The organism is Vibrio sp. 947 (assembly GCF_033339115.1).
Taxonomy (GTDB): Bacteria; Pseudomonadota; Gammaproteobacteria; order Enterobacterales; family Vibrionaceae; genus Vibrio; species Vibrio alginolyticus.
The window spans coordinates 20,137-37,865 of sequence record NZ_JAWOTX010000016.1; the positions used below are offsets into that span (position 1 = coordinate 20,137).

Consider the following 17,729-nt stretch of genomic DNA (forward strand, 5'->3'; position numbering starts at 1 on the left):
AAAAATAGCTGGTCAGATATCATTTGAAGAATAAATGGTCGCCTTAGCTAAGACGACCATTTATTTCATTTCCTATGCGGCTTCAATTTCAGTTTGAAGCTCTTTGATTGTTTCATCTAGTTCAAAACATTGGTCAAGATGATAAAGTTCAATAAGCTTTAGCATGAACTTGGCAGGAGTTGAGGTGCGAATTCGGTGTAATGCCACTGATACCACTTGAGGCATGTGCTCTTTGTTATCAATAAACGATTTTTGGTTTACTGTATCAACCAGGACGTATTCATTGATGTTGCTTACAGCATCGTACACGCTGCTAGGAAGCGTTTCGCCGTTCATTACAGCCGCTAGTTCTGGGTGGATAACAGAGATTGTTTCGTCGTGCAGTTTAACAAAGTTGCTAGTCATGGTGGTGTCCTTAATTACAAGTTATCTTGATGTTTTTAATTATACACACTCAAATCAGAGAGTCAATATATTTAATTATTAAAAATGAAGATGGAAATAAAAAAGCCCTTCACGAATGAAGGGCTTGATGTTTCCTTTTACCGCTTATTGGCTTGCGCTGTCTTTGGCTTTTTCATACTGCATAGCGCCATCAAGCAGTTCTTGTTGACGCTTCACAGCGTTTTCAGACGCAATCTGATATGAGTAAGACTCTGTGATGCTATTGATAAACGCTTGAGCTACAAGCATTTTCAGGTTTGATTTTTCTTTTTCAACTGTGTCTTCCGAAAAATCTGATCCTGTAGTCAAATTGGTATATTGATCAACAAGGTTATCGGTAGTATCAGAAAGAATAATGTTAATAAACGCAATCTTATCTAGTAGAGTTGGATTTTCAAGATCTGTAAAGCGTTGACCTGTGACCTTATAACGGGTCATTTTGTATTCAATCTCTGCAAGATCTGCAAGTGTTAGCTTTGGGTATGCAACCGCATCTGTATCTGTGGTGTACGGCATAGTCGTTTGTGATGATTTTGACGCCGATTCCGCTTCCATTAATTGAGTTGACTCAATCTGTTCAATTCGACTTGATGCCATTGCATTGCCTAACATTAAACCAGTCGCTAGACCAGTTGCTCCGTACATTGCATTTTTAGTAACACTAGAACCTGAAGTGTTCGTAACTGTTTTTTCAGGTTTGACTTTATTTCCTGGTGTAGCCGCTTTACTGATTTTAACAGGCTTAGGCGCTGGAGCAGGCTTAAAAGCAGGTGCGCTGATTCTGATCGGGCTTGAACGGAATTTAGCGCTAGCAGTGGTGCTTACCATTGATGCTGTAGCTGCGATTGTTGCGATTAGCGCGTAAGTCTTAAATTTCATTGGTATGTTCCTTGGTGAATCTTTATTTTTTAATTACTTAGGAATCCCTAAGATGTTCAGTAATTATACATAGTAAGGGTTATCGGTCAACAAAATATTTAAACAAATAAAAAATAGAGAGAAAAAAGCAATTGGTTTTGACTGCTTGCAGTCTTTAATATAAACGGTCTTTAAAGCGTCTATTTATTGGTTGAAAGGTTGAACATGGTGGGATCTGCACTCTTACAGTCGAAATCATCCCAATTACCAAAGTCAAAAATGTCTGGTTCGTGTTCTGCGTTAAGAGCTTCGACCATTTTACAAAATTTTTCTTTATTGGTTGTTTGATATGCTGACGTGGTTCGATATGAACCAGCGTGAACTCCCATATTACTAAAGGGTTGGCTTGCAATCCTCACTGACCAAACATAAACAAACTCATCTTTCCGCCAAACTCGCTCATAACATGGGAAAACCTTTTTCTTAAGCGTTCCATGAATACGCTTACAGTTCTCGATTGATTCTTTGATTTTTTTAGTGATCATAAGTGATCCTTTGCACCAAATAATAAGGCACTTAATCTAAGTGCCTTACGTGTAAGAAAAACCTCTATTTGGGGTGTTAGGGGCTTTAATGGTCTTAAACGAACAGCTCGCTTGCTAGAACCGCATATGCTTCAGATAGTAATGCGTTAGGTTCGATCACTAGTTCTTCTTGGTAGAGTCGGTGGAATACTGTGTCATAATCCTGATCGTTAGTGGTCAAAGTGAAGTTTAGTACAGGGTCAAAAAGAAGGTTTTGAGGCAGTTCAGCCTTTTCGCTACGACTGGCTTCAATTACTTCAAGCATTGACACACCCTTTTTCTCGATGTGTGCTTTAATTTTATCCATGCCAATAAAGCGTTCATTTGTGCTTTGATCGACTAGTAATGCTTGAACGCCATCATTTTCTACATCGATATCGACGTTTGCAATACTAGCAATAGTGTGGAATTGAGAAGCGAAATTAAACCCTTCCATTTCAGAAAGATTTACAAAAGTTTCGCTTAACTTTAGCTTGTCGCCTTCATTGATTACAAAGTCTTCATTAACTTCGATCAGTTCGCTAAAGTAAATGTAGGATGAGTCAGTAACAACGGTCTGGTTTTTGTTCCAGATGTCACAAACAATACCTTCGTCCGTTGTGTAAACTTCTACATAAAACACACCAGGAACACTAAACCAATATCCGCGCTCAGTTGTTCGAATAGTTTCAAATAACTGCTGGACAGGTGTGTAATCTGGAAGTTCGATAGCAGTATTGCCATCAAGAATGACAAACTTTTTATTTACCGCAACGGGAACAACTACATCACTTGTGAAATTTCCAAATGGTAGTGATAGCTTAGATGCAGGCACAGTAAATGGCAGTGAGATGTAGTCTAAGCAAAGTTTGTTTTCAATTGAAGGTTTCATGGTGTGCTCCTTTTGTTTATGTTTCTATTATACATAAATAAAAGGCTAGGTCAATTATTTAATTATTAAAAAATAAGGTTATACACTAAAAAGCCCCATAACGGGGCTTAATAAAAAGTTCAATTACCAGTTAATCGATAAACTGAGGATCTTCGATGGGTTCATTATCATCAGAAAAGTCAAATTCTAGCCACTTTTCGCGAGGGATTTCAGGGTGGGCTTCCATCCCATTAGTTAATGATCCGTACACCTCCCATGAGTGGAGGTTATCAGGAAAAACATCTTCCATAGGTTGATAACCCTTGTGATGCTTACCTTTTAGATACAAGTCATGGTGACTTTCTACGGCATTCGGCATTGAAAAATCTCCTGTAGGATCGGCGTGACTTATTGCTGAACTAAGTTGAATGTTCGAACATGATAGGATTCATGATCGTCAGTAACAAACCAATATTTTGTTGATGAGTTCCAAACAGCATCAGTCAAGGCTGTATAGCCAATATTGCATTCTTTAACCGTATGGTTTGGCAGAATGGTTTCACAAGAAATCGCGCATTCTTCGTCATTAAGATCGATTGTAAACGATGAGAATTTGATACCGTTAATCTCAACCAAATCAGCATTTTCAAGCATTTCAACCAGGCTTTGAGTTGGGTGCTCACTAATGTCGAAGTTAAAATCACCGCCTTCGAATTCAACCAGCAAGTTAACGATATCAACATTGCTCTTATGGTCAATGAAATGATCGAATTGTTCGATTAGTCCTTCATCGGTATTCAGATCTTCAATGTCGTAACCTTCACCTTCTAAAGTGTCTCGTAAACAGTCTTGAAATGCATCCAGAATGCGATTCTTAGCAAATACAACTAGATAATCGTATGCGCCAGATTCGGTTGAGAATACACGCACTGGCGGAATGTGAGGAATATTGCCGTTTTGCTCTGATGCATATGCTTGAGTAAGCGTAAATACTGTGGTTGTCATGGTGTGTGCTCTTTTATGTGTTAAATTAAAATAGAGGGATCAGGAAGCCAGCGCCCAAATCAAGCTTTTCACTGGCAAGCTCTTTTTTGCAAAAATCATATAGCTCATCCTGTAGAGAATAAGCTTCCCGTTCCCAAGGTTGATCTTTGTATAAATCAAAGTCAGATTCACGTTGAATTGAGGACGCAACGCTTAGCTCTACTCTTTCAGACCCGTTATTCCAAATAAATTGATCGTTATTGGTTCCAAAAGACAATTGACCTGTATAAACCTGCTTGGCATGAACTAATTCATGGCAAAGGTAGATGACCCAGATAGTGAAGCTTGATTCTTTGTTAAGATGAATGGCAAAATTTTTGGTGTTACCATTTTTAACCTTCAAAACCGCGTTTTGATTTTTAGGAAGCTTTTTAAAGCCAATGGTTAACGTAAGTTTTTCATGTTCAGGAAGTAATTTTCCAACGACCAGGTTTACAACTTTAGTTAGTGCTGGAACGTACATTCTGTTAGATTTACTGCCTGATTTTTCGAACTTAATGTTAGCCATAGAGCCTCCGAAAAAATTATTATTTATAATTACAGATATATAAGAGTCGAGGTCAATTAAGGGTTGATTGTCCCGTTATGCGAGTTACAGCGTAGATACTTCGCAATAAACCACTTGGCTCTTAACAAAGTTTTCAGCTTCATCGAACGATTTAAAATCAAAAGCGGCATTATGATGATAAGTATCAAAACGTTGATTTCTTGATAAGAAACGCCCTGCGCTATCAATAACTAAGAATTTCATGAATTGACCCCTATTTTGCTGTCATCTTCTTTTTTATGTTTGGGTTAAATTATACATAAATAATTTTAAAGGTCAATGTTTTAATTATTAAAAAACAATGTAATATAAGGCTATATGGCTGGCGAGCTTAACACTCACCAGCCATTAAATTTAGTTGCGTTGATCGAAAAACTCGCGAATTTTCACTTGTTCGTTTTCGTGTTTTTCAATGCGCTTGGCGCGACCACCATTGATGTAAGCGTGAATTTCTTCGAAATCCTCAAGATTAATTTCGCTATCAAGATCAATGTTGCGGTACTCAACTGAACAAACTACCTTGTGCATAGCTACTGGTAATGTGTCATCAACTACCACACCGCCAGAAATGCTTAAGCCATGCTCAGAAAGAGCTGCTTGAAGTTTATTGAAACGAGCGATGTTGTTTTTGAATGCTTGATTAGTAGTCATGGTGCGTCCTCTTTAGTTACAAGACCTAGTGGTCTTTCTTGTTTACAAGTATACACCAATAAGCTACCGAGTCAATAATTTAATTATTAAAAATTAAAGGTATTTGAATTGACTTTTAAACCATTAAATGTATAATTAGTGCATAAAGTTAATAAAGGACACCGCCATGAAAAACGTAGATATCAAATTCAATCAAGACTTAAGCAAGTTCCGCAAAGTTAATGCTCTTTGGGTTCATATCTCTGAAAATGCAAACATCAATGTTATGGAACATGCTTCTCTAAAATGGTTTATGATCCCGTTAGAAAGCAAGAAAAAGCCGTCTAACGAAGATGTATCAATGGCTGTTAAAAAGGCGATTGAATGCAGCGGTATTGAGCTTAAAGCAGGTCTTAATTTCTACGTAGCTGACCGTGAAATGATGAATCCACTAACCTTGAAAGAGATGGATAAGCTGGTTACAGTTCAATACACAGCAACAGAATGCCAGGATTAGGGGTTTAGCCCCTTCTCCCATAGTGAAGAAAAAAATTGGATATTCCCCATTTATGGGGTAAAAGTAATAAAACACGGAACGATGATAGCCTTGATCATGCTTCCGTAGTAATGAATAGCTTAATAACAGGAATAAAAACATGCCATCAGAAGCCATTGTGAAGTCAGTACAGCAAGCGTACAAATCGCTAAGAGAATCACTACCTGACTTCGAGCCTCGTTCGCACCAAAATTATCTGGTAGGCGAAGTAACTAAGGCGATTTCTGGCGATAATGAAAACAATATTATCGTTGCCGAGGCAGGTACAGGGACGGGTAAGTCTCTGGGGTATCTCATGGCTGCTATTCCTGTTGCTAAGCACTTAGGCAAGCATGTTGTTGTATCTACAGCAACCGTAGCGTTACAAGAGCAGTTAATCGATAAAGACCTACCATTTTACCGAGATCATATCGAACATATTGATTTCGATATCGCTAAAGGTAAGGGGCGCTATTGTTGTGTGGAGAGACTACAAGGCATTGTCACTGGTAACGGTGACGTTACCTTTGATTTCAAACCAACACATGAAGATAGAGAGGTTTACAAGAACCTGTTTGCGGATTTGAAGTCTGGTGAATGGAAAGGTGATCGCGACTCTCTAAAAAAACCTATTGAAGATAAATTGTGGAACGTGATTGCAAGTGGCGCACATACTTGTAAAGGTAAACGTCATGTAATGTGTCCATTTCATATCGCTAGACGTGAGCTTTCTAAGGCAAATGTAATTGTTGCTAACCATGCGCTTGTAGCAGCGGATTTATCACTTGGCGGTGGCATTATCCTTCCTGAGCAAGATAACACTATCTACGTCTTTGATGAGGCTCATCATCTTCCAAACATTATTCGTGATGCTCATGCAGGTTCATTTAGCTTGTCAGGTTCAACGACTTGGGTCATGAATTTGTACACGTACATTGAGCGTCATGCATCGGTGCTAAACGTTAGCTCCGAGGAACTTCAAGAGTTGGCTATTGTGCGTGATGACTTCTCTATTACGCTCGATGAGATGGAGAATGTCTTTAAGCAATGCCCCTTTACTGATAAGGTATTCCGCTTTAAAAACGGTGAGATCTCAAGCAGTGATTATGAAAAATTCAATGACCTAAAAAGCGCATTGAAAAAGCTAAGAAAACGTATTGGACGTGTAAGGACTTACCTTGAAGAAAACGAGGAAAGCTTTTCGTCAGCAGACTACGATCAGTTTAATAGCGATATCAATTTCCATTATTATCGATTAGAAAACATCCATGATGTAACAAATCAATTTCTCAATAATGATGAGACACCGCTTGCGAAATGGTTGACGATTACCGAGGATAACCGTGTTAGCGTTCACTCATCCCTGTTGGATGCAAGTGAAACCATTAAATCGTCGCTTCTTGATGCTGCTCATGCCGTTGTAATGACATCGGCAACCTTATCTACTCTTGGTAATTTTGAATACTTTAAGTTGCTTTCTGGTGTGCCAGATGAGAGTAAGTTTATTCGTTTAAGTAGTCCTTTTGATTACCCTAATAACGCTGAACTACTCATTCCGCAAATGAACGTTAATCCAAGCTCAAGAGAATTCACTAATGAATTGATTGAAAAGTTAAATGAGTACTTATTTGACGAAAATTACGACTCTCACTTGGTTCTTTTCTCGTCGTACAAGCAGATGAACGAAGTTGCTGATCAATTAAAGGAAAAGATTGAATCTAGCAAAATCACATTTGGTATTCAGGGCAAAGGCGCTCGTAATCGTATCATTAGCAAGCATAAAGAAGCCATTGATAAAGGTGGTCGCTCTATCCTTTTTGGTACACAAGGATTCTCAGAGGGTCTTGATTTAAAGGGTAAGTACCTTACTCAACTTGTAGTGACTAAAATTCCTTTTTCTGTTCCTACTGAGCCAATTGATGAAGCTTATGCGGAATTGGTATCTACACGCGGTGGTAATCCGTTTATGGAGATCTCAGTCCCAGAGGCATCAAGAAAGATGATTCAGTCAGTTGGTCGTTTAATTCGAACCAAGCGAGATAAAGGTCGATGCATTATCCTTGATGATCGAATTGCTACGAAGAATTATGGTAAAAGTATTTTGAAAGATTTACCTCCCTTCAAACTTAATACAGATTACAAGTCAATTATTGACCTTTAACCCTGCTTATGTATAATAATTAAAAACAAATAAGGAATTATGATTATGAAATATGGTAAACTGGCTCAAGATTGTGGCGAAAGACTTCCTCTTGAAGTAATGCGTTCTGCTGCTGGCTATTACATTGGAACAAGTGAAGATGGAATGCCGTTTAGTCGCGAGTCGGCTGAATATTTCGATAATCAGAGCAAGGCGGAAGAAGCACTTGAAACTGGAAACTGGACACAGCGAATGACCCCTTAAGGGGTCTTTCGGTATTGAGGTGATTATGACGCTTGAACAGAAAATGATTGCAGTTCTCAATGAGGCGAATGGTAGTAACGTTGGTGCTTGGGATATGGCAAACAAGATTTGGGATAACTGCATGTCTAAGTCCCAACCTGGTAACGGTGCTCGAATTGCTCACTTACGAAGAGTTGGGGAAAACAGTAAAAAGGTAGGTTCTTTTGTGTTTTCCAGTACTCAAGAGCGAATGTATTATCTCAAAAAGGATGAGGATTCATGCGAGTAGAGAAAAACATTCCCTATCAGTTGAGTGTGGATTTCGAAGATCTGTTTGAACGGCTAGAAGCTGGTGAAACTATCGCGGGTTTTTACAATAAGCAGTTCACAGCGAGCGAATACGTTCATCGTGACGTTTGTCAGCTAGAGATGAAGGAAGGAATCATTAATGGTGGTGTTCGCGGTTTGGGTTGCTTACATCTAAGTGAATTCGATGTGAAGCTTTACAACGCCAAAAACAAAAATAAACCAGTTAATCTAAAATCTCTCTTTGTTTTAAGCTGTGAAGCAATTAATTTGGGGTGGATTAAGCCTTGAAAAATATTAAGCAAGCTGCATTGAGCTTTTATTCTCTAGATGAAGAACAAAAAGAATATGTTTTAGATAATTCACCAGCAAAGGAAAAAAACCTCCAAAAACTAAATCTGAGATTGGTAAGTCGATCATTTATATGATGATAGTCTCTGAAGAAGAATACGAAGAAGTGTTGACAGATGGGGTTATTGAGTATTTTGAGAGCAATTTGGGCTTCAAGTATGAGGTTTAGGTAGTAATTTGATAAATTTAGGATCAATCAGTTCATGACAACAATTAAAAGAAAACACCCCAAAAAGAAGGCTCAGCGGCTTTTAGAACATGCTGGCGTTGACCTATCCCATTTACCGAAAGAGTATCTTGACTCAATCACTTGCCATATGTCCCATAATGAAGTTCAAAGTTACTATGAGTTTGGCTTTTATCTAGATGAGGACATCGACAAGCTAAAGGATTTTATGAGTCTTTGCTATCCGATTAAGATTGTTACCTCGAAACCTGAACTGTTTAAGTTGAGGCTAAAGACTGGCGATGAGTATGTGCCGTTTACGCACATTAATGGGTACTATGAGGATAATATCTTTGTCTGCATCTATGCGATCCCAATTCAATTGGTAAATGCGCTTGAAGAAAAGCTTAAGCAAGAAAAGCAGAATTCTGAATAGAGCAAACCGAAATCATTTTAAAGAGATAAAAAATAACGCCCTCAGTGGGCGTTATTTGCATCTTTACTTCCGATAAAGCCAAGGGAAGAAATCCCTATGAAAGTAAGACCTGAAACGATGTGACCTAGATTCTGGTGCTTAACCTGTGAAACGCTTAAATCCAGGAATAAGAATGTGAATGGTAATGCGATTGGCATAAACAATCCAATGGTTAGTGATAGCACTAACTCATTAAGTTCATACTTGTACCCTAGCCTTTTCCTAGTTTTAGAGATCAATAAAATACTGCCTATACCAAGCGCCACCAGCCACCAATAGTAAGAGGCTCCAATGTCTTGGCTAAAGCGAACAGACTCACCAAAAAACATTAAGTAAGCGACGAAAGTAATAGAAATAACGATAAAAGTAAAAGGGTTAATTTTGTTCACAAGAAGCTCCATAGCGGTTGTCAATTGTGATAACGCTATCTTCCAGCTCTGCCATTAGCTTTCTGGAGGAATCCAAATCTATTTGATGCTGGATGTTAAGCCAATACTCAGGAGTAGTGTTAAGAGCTATGGCGAGCTTACTCGCTAACTCAACAGTTAATGAGGTTTTACCATTAATGAGATTGCTCACAGTATTTCTATGAACATTAATAGCGTTAGATAGGTCAGCGATTTTTATGTTCATTGGCTCCAAGAAATTTTTTAGTAGAGTTTCCCCTACACTTCTCGAAGTTGATTTTGAGTTAGACATTTATATATCTTAATAAATAATTTATTTATCAATTATCTAACTTAAACAGATAATTTTCAACATACTAATGTGACCATCTTCAATCATTTTGGTTAAAGCCAGCTTCTCAGCTTCGATGAGGCTAAGCACTTTCTCGGCTTCTTTTTGAGTGATTGGGTCACTATCTTTTCTGAAAAAACATCCATCAATAAGATAATCACCTTTTGTATTGCTGTACGCATGGTCACAACCAGGGGAAGCGATAAGGATCTGTTTGATTTCGTCAAAATCCTTTAGGTCTACCCCGATAACAACCTTCACCATGTTCGGCTTAATTTCGATAATTTTCATTCCACACTCTCGCGAGATTAACCACCCTCGATACCGAGGGTGGAAATAATCAATAGTGATTGTTTAGTTCGTGACGCATCTCATCACTGTTCAAACCGAAATGCTCAGCAATGTTCGACAAGCCAAAGCCTTTTACATACCATTCCTTAGCCTGCTTGTGTTGCTCTACTGTAAGTTTGAGAGAAACAGCTTTTTCTACATTCGGTAGATTTTCAAGCTCTTGGATAGAGACAAGTGTTTGGTTCGAGATTGGAACTTCAAGCTCAGAATTTGAGTATGCTGGAGCATGATGGATTGCTTTTGGCTCAGTTGTAATAACTAGCACTGAACCGTTGGCTTTGTTGCTAATATTCGAGAAATCCGTAAGAGTGATGCTCTCAAAGTCAGGGGTAACAGCTACATATTGCATACAGAATCCTTTTTTGAATTGGTTTATTCTTTACTTGGCATTTCCAAGCTTTGATTTAATTATACATCATTAACGCTCACAGTCAATAATTAAATAATTAAAAAGCCTCGCTTTAATAAATTGTTTAATTTTTACTTTTATGCTAATTTATGTATAATAATGAAAAGCAAAGCAGGGTATTTCTAATGACTGAAGCCAATTACTACACGAAGAAAGAAGTGACAGAGAACACTAAATTTACAATTGTGCTTGTAAGGAAGTCTGGAGCGTTTCAGCAGGAGTATGGATTTCTTGATGAGTCAGGATGCCTTGTTGGGCTTAAAAGTAGAACAGTGCCTTATATCGCGGCTAATGGCTACACGCAAGCCAGTAACATGATCGAAAAGCTGAAGATTGGAGCTGAGTATAACGCCCTACCTGCGGTTAAAGATTATAGTGGAAGTTACATGGTAGAGAGAGCCAGTGACTACGTTGAAGATAAGCTAACAAGCCAATTACGAGAGCGATTGAAGTCATTCCAGGAAACCGTGAGAAGAAATGGTCAATTCACGGGACAGATATACGAAAACCAAGCCTAATCGTTTTTCCCATCAAAGATGGGTTAAAGTGAATAAAGCATAAAAAGGCGCACCATAGTGAATGGTGCGCCTTTTATCGATCTTTGATTATCTATTTAAAGTAATCATTGATGTGAATCTTCTCAAACAGAAAGCTCATTACTCCTAGCTCTGTCAACTTTATAGATAATTGGTAGCTCTTTATCTATCCACTCGTTGCCGCTCTCAATCTCATAAGAGCGGTAAAAGTATGTTTTAGTGTCATCGAGCATCTTGTCAATTAATTTACTATAAGTAACAATGGATTTTTTAAATATCGTAGTTTGTGGAAGCTGATATCCATGAAATAGATGGGGGAAGTCATCTTTTCTGTCTAAATTGAAATAATCTTCACTATGCTTGTCATCAATAGCGATTGATTTAGCAAATTTATTACTATGAATTCGACTATAAATGTCATCTATTGCATCAACGAATGCTGCATACCTATCAATACAGATGTAAATTTCTTTCATTTCAGCGACCATTGCCATAGTGTTGTATAAAAGATTGCCAAAGCCTTTCCTAGCCACACTACCGCATGTTCCATAGAGGTTATTTTCAACCTGAACCATAGAGCCACGCGCTAAAAAATTATTGTTCATATCATAAATGACAACCGTGTAGCAATCCTTGGTCCCTTGCTCAATAAGCTCACCTTTTTCATTGTGTATCTTTAGTCCACCTTGCTTTATTGCAATTTTAAGTTGCGCTCCATTGTTCAGCATTTATTTAATCTCAATATTATTTATTGTTTTATAGTTCTATATTAAAGTAATCCAGTAGCTATTGCCAGTATGCTAATTTGTAGCTTCCGCTATTTAAGCATAAAAAGGCGCACCATAGTGATTGGTGCGCCTTTTATCGATCTTTGTTCGTCTGCTTAAAAATGACTTGTGCAAAACGGTCAATGTTAAATGCAGCATTCTCTCGAAGTTTATGACCACAACCTTTTTTCATTTCATCTGGGAACATTGTTTCCATATGCTTTTTAGCTAGTTCAATGCCCTGCTCTGGCGATAGGTTTTCAGCATAGAGAAGATCAAGTAATGAGTATTCTAAAGTGACTAGAATATCATACAGCTCAGGATCTAGGGTCTTTAGTTCCTCAAGAAGCTTGATGCTGTCTTTGAGTGTATGAATATCTTGCATTCGGGTCTTAATCCGAAGGCATCCAACTTGGAAATTGTCTCTGTCAGAATACTCATTTAGAGAGTGTAAGAGCAGTTGCTTCACAGAGCTATCTAAAATATGGTCGGTAGATACCAGTACAAAAGCATGAAATTCATGAGCTGCCAGGAACTCTTTGTGTTCGAGAGTTAATGGTAAGTCTTTTGCCATAAGCAAATCATTTTCTCTCAGGATTCGAATGTTTTTATGATTGGTTGCACCATACTTCGCCATTTCTAAATCGCTATAAATGGCTTTGAACTTGATGATAGAATCCATATCCGAAAGCTCAGGAATAACAGTGCATCGTTGACCAAAGGCATTATCATGCTCAAGCAGTTTTTTAAATGCAGTGCATTCTTTGATTTCATCATCTTCACTCAGGGTGATGCGATACATCATCCCTCTGGTATCGGTGTATAGGTGAATGATGTCATTTGTGTTTTTGCCAATAGCCACAGCAACAGTAATGTTTGGTGTGAAGAGATCGGTTTTCAGTTTTTTGTTTTCACTAAAAAGTTCCGATAAAAATTCTGCTTGAGTCTTATCCATCTCATTTGCCTGTTAATTTAATTTATTGTAATTATATCGTTTTTTGGTTAAGAGTAAATAATTAAACAAATAAAAAACCCTGCAACTGTTGCAGGGTTTTAGTGTTAGGTGCTTACTTATTGTTTTACTGTGTAGGTTGAGAGCAACTTGATAGCTTGCTTGTTGCCTGCAACATCTTCACTGTTAATCCAGAAGACGTATGAGCCTTCACCACGGTGAGGTTCGATTTCAAATCTAGCAATGCCGTACTGGTCAGCAATTCCGTTAACCGCTAGTTTGTGGTCTTGTACGGCAGAGCCTAGCTCGCCACTTTTAGTGATAGTCACAGTAAATGGTGTGTTTGGCTCAAGTTTTAATCCACCTTCAAATAGACCAGTATCCTGGTTAAATCGTGGCGAGCCTCCACGCTGATACTTTGCAACAGTATCGATCTCGAACTTGATTTCCTTTTGTTCGGTGCCACGCTTATTGCTTAAGTATTTCATCACATAATGACCATCTTCCAAATGAGGTAGGGTCACTGTTTGCATTTGACGACCATCATAACCACGGCGGTGACAATGTTGGTCGGATTGCTCGGATCCGCTTTCTGTATTAATTACTGTGTAATCGACACACTCAAAACGCTGGGTTTCAAAAACAAATTCTGGCGTTGAGTCGCTGGTAATGTGGTCATGGCTTGAGATGCCTGTGTCAGATGCTTGGTGCATGTATCCCCATAGTTCTGACGCAGAGACAGAAGCTGAAGCCGTAGCCAATACCAGTACGATTGCAGACAGAGTTTTTTTCATTAAGCACATCCTTTAAGTTGCTATTTACTCGTTTTTTGATTGCAAATAGAAATAACTATTTGCGGTTTAAGCAGCGATTTCTTCTGCTTCTTCATAGGCTCCAGAGTTTTCTGGTGCTTCATAATCTTTTAAAGCGGCGATTTGCTTTAGGTTTTGCTCAGCTTCAGCATTGTGAGAGTTAATCTCGCTCACTTCACCAGCTAGAGAAAGAATAAGTTGCGCAACAGAAACATCCATTGTTAGCTCAACTCCTTGATTGTTTTCAATTGCTTCTGGAGTAACTTGATCCGCCAAAGATGTTACGATGTTACTCATTTTATCTACTTTTTTAGGGGCAAGTCGTAGCTTCTTAAGCTTAGAAGTGGTTTTAGTTTTAGGTACTTTTTTGCCTTGTGTTTTAGCAGCCTGCTTTTCTGCTTTGGCGCGAACCTCTTCTTTAGCAATCGCCAGAGCTGCTTCAGAGCCACATTTACGGATGTTACACCAGGCACTTGTTGCTGAGTATTCACCAGACTGAATCATTGCTTGTAGCTCTACAGGGGCTTTAAGCAGTTGAAGGTAGTTAGATACCTGAGCAGGGGTTGTTCCCAATTCTTCAGCGACTTCGGTTTGAGTCATACCCAATTGCTTCATGCGGTGGTATGCACCAGCAGTTTCCATTGGTGTTAGCTCGCGCCCTTCTGATGATTTAATCATTCGAGAAAGTTGAGCGATCTCATCTCCCTGGACTTCAATAACTTGGATTTCTTCTACGTTTGCGCCCATAGACATCAGCTTTTGAAGTGCGATTGTGCGGTGATGCCCTTCGATAACCTTAAGGCGTTGAACACCGTCAACTTCTACGACAACTACTTCAATTGGCGGAACATACTTACCGTCAGTGTAAGAACGAACAAAACCTTCGACGTGATCTGGACAGATTTCGCGGACGTTGTAACCCTCTTCGATCCACAGAAGACGCGGGTCAGCTTTAAAGCCATTGATACGCTTAACGTCAACATTACCTTCATTGCTAATCTTGCGTAGAGTTTGGTTTGTAGCTAGAGCGACCCCTGTAGCAGTTGCTGAGGCCGTACCGATTGCCTTCTTAGATTTCGCCATAGTTTGTTCCTTCTTTCGTATTCTTTAATTGAGCGCTACACACGCCTTAATGTTTATAATAATACATGAATTAAGTTAAGAGTCAATACTTAATTTTGCTTGATTGAGCGGCTTAAGCTGATCGTATCCTCTATCACTAGCGCACTTTTAAAAATGCGCTAGATACAGGATTAGCCAGTATTACCAGTGGACGTTTAAAGTCATATGGTCACTCAAACAATCTACGCTTGTGCAGTTGTATGTGTGAACTGCTGATTGCAGTTTAGATGCTGTTTCACGAGGAAGTTGAACAGCATAAAGCACATCAGAGAAATCAAAACCACCCTGCTCTTCAAGCTTTCCGAATGCCTGCTTAACACTGCTGATGGCATCCTGGTTACGCTCATCTTGAGGAATCGATAATGCATATGCTTCAAGCTCAGCCATTTCCTCTTCGCTCACGCTGCTGCCTGAAAAATCAGGGTTTGGGAATTTTGTAAATGCAATTGCGAAAAACGTTTTATCGGTATCTGAGGCATTCAGTTCAACAAAATCTGATTTTAAAATGTACTGTTCTTCTACTTCAGGCATGGCATCAGCAAAAGCATTCCATGCTACACAATAATCAGAATAATGGATTCCGTTATCAATCAACTGATTGGCTACAAAGTTTTTGAAAAGAATTCGTACTACCATTACAAAGTCATAGCTCGTTTTACTTTCCACATTCAAAGCTTTCACTTGCTTGCATAAAGTGGTGAATGTACCGTTTGATAATTCAGTGATCTTGTTCAAATAAGCGCTTTGAGCTGGAGTGAAGGTTTCACCTTTAAGAGCCATTTCATTGATACGATTGTAAGCGATCTCATTGCAAAGCATAGGTAATCCTTAATTGATTTGGTTTACATTGTTTATATTCCTGATTATATATTAATAAGCTTTAATGTCAATATTTAATAATTAAAAAAGGCGTAAACATCATAGATATTTACGCCTCATAATTATTTCAAATAGTTATGTGTTAGTTGAACAGTCCATTATGGAATGCTTCATTAAGAGCTAGTGAGATTCTTGATACATCTTGTAAGCCGATAAAGTATTTGATGCTACAAAAATGCTTGTAGTCACCCGATTTAGTGTCTCTTGCTAAGATTGAGATTTGCTGCCCTTCATTGTGTCCGTGACCACAAGAAACAACAATATGAGAGTTATGATAAGGGAATAATGCATCAGCTTTGAATTCATCTTGATACTTATCATACATAACGTACTCAGCACATTGGTACGCATCCATAACTTCATTGTTTTTGTTGGTTAGTTTAATCTGGCGAAGCGCATTCAAGATTTGCTCTTCAACTTCCGCATTTGTGAGAACGCGATCTAAAGTCAGCAATCCTGGCTTTTCAGGATTTGGTTTGTATAGGTTTAGACGAACTTGAAAACTTTCATTGTCATCAAATGACACTTCGTATTCAGTCTTAAAAAGTTGTTTAGAATTCATGGCGGTTCCTCGTTCTCGATTTATGACTCTATCATATCATCATAACTCTGGAATCGCAATGATATATAATTAAAACAATTAAATTTTCTCTGACAAACAAGAAAGAGGGCTTAGCCCTCTTTATAAGAATATCAATTGTTCTGAGATTAACAGGCGGTCATAAAGGTATCAGCCATTTCTTCAATTGTGTCGAATACCTGGTCGATAAACTCAGTAGATAATGAGCAGCTTTCATTATGCTCATGAGATTTTCTACGGCACTCATCTAAAAGCTTAGCAAAATTCTCTTTTGAGTAGAAAATTTCAGGGCTTTCATCAAATTTCCCTTCGATGAAGTCTCGCTTAGAAGCGTTTAAGTATGTGTGCTCTAAACACCAGAATGCGGTTTTTAATTCAAGAGCTAGATCTGCAAACTTGTAGTTTGGGTCGTCCTCTTCAAAGGCTGTCATTACGTGCGAGCGAAGTGCGCATACTTCGTAATGAGGAACTTTATCACCGTTAAACGCAATTTCAGTTTTGGTCTTATTCTTCGCAAGTGAGTCTTCAATAAGGAATTGAATCTCAAGATTCTGATCTGCAATGAGTTCAATCACATTATGAAATTCACCGCGAATTTTCGCTAATGCGTCCTGGTTGGCAACAGAAATTTTTAACTCTTCATGCTTAGGTAGAGAGCTAGCCTCGCCATCGATTACTTCACGAGGTGAAAAGTTGAATGTGAAATCAGACATGCCTGAAATTACGGTAGCAAAGTCGTAGTCCGTGGTTTTTGCAAAGTGCTTACTTGCAGAGCAAAGCTCATAGATGTTCCATACAACCTTTGCATCATGCTTAACAATGGTATCACCGCTGTAATCAAGACGGTGGAGAAGACCATCTTCACGGTAAACGTGGACAGTGTTATTGTCGTAGTGACCACACATAAGAGAACCATCACTGAATAGATCTGCATGGACTTCCGTTGCTTTACTTTGATTTCTTAGAAAAGTGTTGAATTCGACTTGATTCATCATGATATCCTTGTTTGTGAAGGAGATGTTCTCTCTTGATGTTTACCATTATACACAAACAAGGTAATGAGTCAAATTTTAATTAATAAAATAATTGATTTATGTCTAAGGATTACTGTTCATTGGATGCTGGTGCGCATAAGTTTGCCACCTTTAAAATTCTTTGTTTGCTCTTAGATAAATCCACAAATTCAGTGAATACCAGTGCATTTTCCTCATCAAAAACTTCAAATTTTGCGGTTTCGCTAGCCAGCAGTCCTTTAAATACCACTCTCTGTTCGGTATCAGTATCGTATTTAAAGGAATGCTTAAACTTCACCTCTGTTGCGGTAGTGCTAATTCCATTAATTGTGTTTTTATTGCTATCGTTGAATGATACTTTTGCAGTTATATTAGAGTTAGGTAGTGCAGTCAATAA

Annotated in this window: 28 protein-coding genes; 7 read left to right on the forward strand and 21 right to left on the reverse strand. The window is 38.4% G+C overall.

From position 1 onward, the window contains the following. Positions 1–72: 72 nt before the first annotated feature. The 9 genes from R7Q39_RS18630 to R7Q39_RS18670 form a co-directional block, all read right to left on the reverse strand. Positions 73–405, reverse strand: a complete 333-nt coding sequence (locus tag R7Q39_RS18630) for a hypothetical protein (RefSeq protein WP_021485883.1) — start codon at positions 403–405, stop codon at positions 73–75. A 144-nt stretch (positions 406–549) separates the two neighbouring features. Beyond that, on the reverse strand, positions 550–1,323 hold the full coding sequence (locus R7Q39_RS18635) for a hypothetical protein (protein ID WP_318076542.1): 774 nt from the start codon (positions 1,321–1,323) through the stop codon (positions 550–552). Positions 1,324–1,502: 179 nt separating this feature from the next. Further along, on the reverse strand, positions 1,503–1,847 hold the full coding sequence (locus R7Q39_RS18640) for a hypothetical protein (RefSeq protein ID WP_045592306.1): 345 nt from the start codon (positions 1,845–1,847) through the stop codon (positions 1,503–1,505). A gap of 94 nt (positions 1,848–1,941) precedes the next feature. Beyond that, positions 1,942–2,757 carry a hypothetical protein gene (locus tag R7Q39_RS18645; protein ID WP_085762218.1) on the reverse strand — a complete coding sequence of 272 codons (816 nt, stop codon included), beginning with the start codon at positions 2,755–2,757 and terminating at the stop codon, positions 1,942–1,944. A gap of 130 nt (positions 2,758–2,887) precedes the next feature. Next, complete coding sequence (locus tag R7Q39_RS18650) at positions 2,888–3,115, reverse strand: hypothetical protein (RefSeq protein ID WP_020330765.1); 228 nt, start codon at positions 3,113–3,115, stop codon at positions 2,888–2,890. Positions 3,116–3,144: 29 nt separating this feature from the next. Beyond that, positions 3,145–3,741, reverse strand: a complete 597-nt coding sequence (locus tag R7Q39_RS18655; RefSeq protein ID WP_318076543.1) for a hypothetical protein — start codon at positions 3,739–3,741, stop codon at positions 3,145–3,147. Positions 3,742–3,766: 25 nt separating this feature from the next. Further along, the gene (locus tag R7Q39_RS18660; protein WP_038128497.1) at positions 3,767–4,288 is read right to left on the reverse strand and encodes a hypothetical protein; all 522 of its coding nucleotides are present in this window, start codon (positions 4,286–4,288) and stop codon (positions 3,767–3,769) included. An 84-nt stretch (positions 4,289–4,372) separates the two neighbouring features. Continuing rightward, positions 4,373–4,531 carry a hypothetical protein gene (locus R7Q39_RS18665; protein WP_155399605.1) on the reverse strand — a complete coding sequence of 53 codons (159 nt, stop codon included), beginning with the start codon at positions 4,529–4,531 and terminating at the stop codon, positions 4,373–4,375. A gap of 150 nt (positions 4,532–4,681) precedes the next feature. Further along, positions 4,682–4,978, reverse strand: a complete 297-nt coding sequence (locus R7Q39_RS18670) for a hypothetical protein (RefSeq protein ID WP_318076544.1) — start codon at positions 4,976–4,978, stop codon at positions 4,682–4,684. A 166-nt stretch (positions 4,979–5,144) separates the two neighbouring features. On the opposite strand from R7Q39_RS18670, the gene R7Q39_RS18675 reads away from it, so the two are divergent. The 6 genes from R7Q39_RS18675 to R7Q39_RS18700 all read left to right on the forward strand — a co-directional run bounded on the left by R7Q39_RS18675 (position 5,145) and on the right by R7Q39_RS18700 (position 9,134). Beyond that, positions 5,145–5,474: a hypothetical protein gene (locus R7Q39_RS18675; RefSeq protein ID WP_318076545.1), complete on the forward strand. Its 330-nt coding sequence runs from the start codon at positions 5,145–5,147 to the stop codon at positions 5,472–5,474. Between the two features lie 139 nt (positions 5,475–5,613). Then, positions 5,614–7,653 carry an ATP-dependent DNA helicase DinG gene (gene dinG, locus R7Q39_RS18680; protein WP_318076546.1) on the forward strand — a complete coding sequence of 680 codons (2,040 nt, stop codon included), beginning with the start codon at positions 5,614–5,616 and terminating at the stop codon, positions 7,651–7,653. Positions 7,654–7,698: 45 nt separating this feature from the next. Then, a complete protein-coding gene (locus R7Q39_RS18685; RefSeq protein WP_045592300.1) occupies positions 7,699–7,896 on the forward strand; it encodes a hypothetical protein in 198 nt (65 codons plus the stop codon). Between the two features lie 25 nt (positions 7,897–7,921). Beyond that, a complete protein-coding gene (locus R7Q39_RS18690; RefSeq protein WP_318076547.1) occupies positions 7,922–8,164 on the forward strand; it encodes a hypothetical protein in 243 nt (80 codons plus the stop codon). Next, positions 8,155–8,472, forward strand: coding sequence for a hypothetical protein (locus R7Q39_RS18695; RefSeq protein WP_318076548.1), 318 nt, complete (start codon positions 8,155–8,157; stop codon positions 8,470–8,472). Before R7Q39_RS18690 ends, R7Q39_RS18695 begins: the two co-directional genes overlap by 10 nt. Positions 8,473–8,735: 263 nt before the next feature. Beyond that, positions 8,736–9,134 (forward strand): hypothetical protein, encoded by a 399-nt coding sequence (locus tag R7Q39_RS18700; protein WP_318076549.1) that lies wholly within the window; start codon positions 8,736–8,738, stop codon positions 9,132–9,134. A gap of 41 nt (positions 9,135–9,175) precedes the next feature. Here R7Q39_RS18700 and R7Q39_RS18705 read toward each other — a convergent pair whose 3' ends face one another. From R7Q39_RS18705 to R7Q39_RS18720, 4 genes are read right to left on the reverse strand one after another with little or no spacing between them, the layout of a single operon-like run. After that, positions 9,176–9,562 (reverse strand): hypothetical protein, encoded by a 387-nt coding sequence (locus tag R7Q39_RS18705; protein ID WP_318076550.1) that lies wholly within the window; start codon positions 9,560–9,562, stop codon positions 9,176–9,178. Then, a complete protein-coding gene (locus R7Q39_RS18710; protein ID WP_318076551.1) occupies positions 9,549–9,872 on the reverse strand; it encodes a HigA family addiction module antitoxin in 324 nt (107 codons plus the stop codon). Before R7Q39_RS18710 ends, R7Q39_RS18705 begins: the two co-directional genes overlap by 14 nt. 36 nt (positions 9,873–9,908) lie before the next feature. Beyond that, complete coding sequence (locus R7Q39_RS18715) at positions 9,909–10,202, reverse strand: hypothetical protein (protein ID WP_318076552.1); 294 nt, start codon at positions 10,200–10,202, stop codon at positions 9,909–9,911. Positions 10,203–10,251: 49 nt separating this feature from the next. Then, positions 10,252–10,611 carry a hypothetical protein gene (locus R7Q39_RS18720; protein WP_318076553.1) on the reverse strand — a complete coding sequence of 120 codons (360 nt, stop codon included), beginning with the start codon at positions 10,609–10,611 and terminating at the stop codon, positions 10,252–10,254. 185 nt (positions 10,612–10,796) lie between these two features. Here R7Q39_RS18720 and R7Q39_RS18725 point away from each other — a divergent pair, with 185 nt between their 5' ends. Then, positions 10,797–11,189 carry a hypothetical protein gene (locus tag R7Q39_RS18725; protein ID WP_318076554.1) on the forward strand — a complete coding sequence of 131 codons (393 nt, stop codon included), beginning with the start codon at positions 10,797–10,799 and terminating at the stop codon, positions 11,187–11,189. Between the two features lie 122 nt (positions 11,190–11,311). Here the strand turns inward: R7Q39_RS18725 and R7Q39_RS18730 are convergent, their stop codons facing one another. The 8 genes from R7Q39_RS18730 to R7Q39_RS18765 form a co-directional block, all read right to left on the reverse strand. Further along, a complete protein-coding gene (locus R7Q39_RS18730; protein ID WP_318076555.1) occupies positions 11,312–11,935 on the reverse strand; it encodes a hypothetical protein in 624 nt (207 codons plus the stop codon). 133 nt (positions 11,936–12,068) lie between these two features. Further along, positions 12,069–12,929 (reverse strand): hypothetical protein, encoded by an 861-nt coding sequence (locus tag R7Q39_RS18735; protein WP_318076556.1) that lies wholly within the window; start codon positions 12,927–12,929, stop codon positions 12,069–12,071. A 116-nt stretch (positions 12,930–13,045) separates the two neighbouring features. Beyond that, the gene (locus tag R7Q39_RS18740; protein ID WP_318076557.1) at positions 13,046–13,720 is read right to left on the reverse strand and encodes an Ig-like domain-containing protein; all 675 of its coding nucleotides are present in this window, start codon (positions 13,718–13,720) and stop codon (positions 13,046–13,048) included. Positions 13,721–13,786: 66 nt separating this feature from the next. Next, positions 13,787–14,821 (reverse strand): ParB/RepB/Spo0J family partition protein, encoded by a 1,035-nt coding sequence (locus R7Q39_RS18745; protein ID WP_318076558.1) that lies wholly within the window; start codon positions 14,819–14,821, stop codon positions 13,787–13,789. A 180-nt stretch (positions 14,822–15,001) separates the two neighbouring features. Beyond that, on the reverse strand, positions 15,002–15,640 hold the full coding sequence (locus R7Q39_RS18750) for a hypothetical protein (RefSeq protein WP_318076559.1): 639 nt from the start codon (positions 15,638–15,640) through the stop codon (positions 15,002–15,004). 181 nt (positions 15,641–15,821) lie between these two features. Then, the gene (locus R7Q39_RS18755; RefSeq protein WP_318076560.1) at positions 15,822–16,301 is read right to left on the reverse strand and encodes a hypothetical protein; all 480 of its coding nucleotides are present in this window, start codon (positions 16,299–16,301) and stop codon (positions 15,822–15,824) included. A 146-nt stretch (positions 16,302–16,447) separates the two neighbouring features. Then, positions 16,448–17,314: a hypothetical protein gene (locus R7Q39_RS18760; protein WP_318076561.1), complete on the reverse strand. Its 867-nt coding sequence runs from the start codon at positions 17,312–17,314 to the stop codon at positions 16,448–16,450. Positions 17,315–17,423: 109 nt separating this feature from the next. Further along, entirely contained in the window at positions 17,424–17,726 is a 303-nt protein-coding gene (locus tag R7Q39_RS18765; RefSeq protein WP_318076562.1) for a hypothetical protein, read from the reverse strand. Positions 17,727–17,729: the final 3 nt, after the last annotated feature.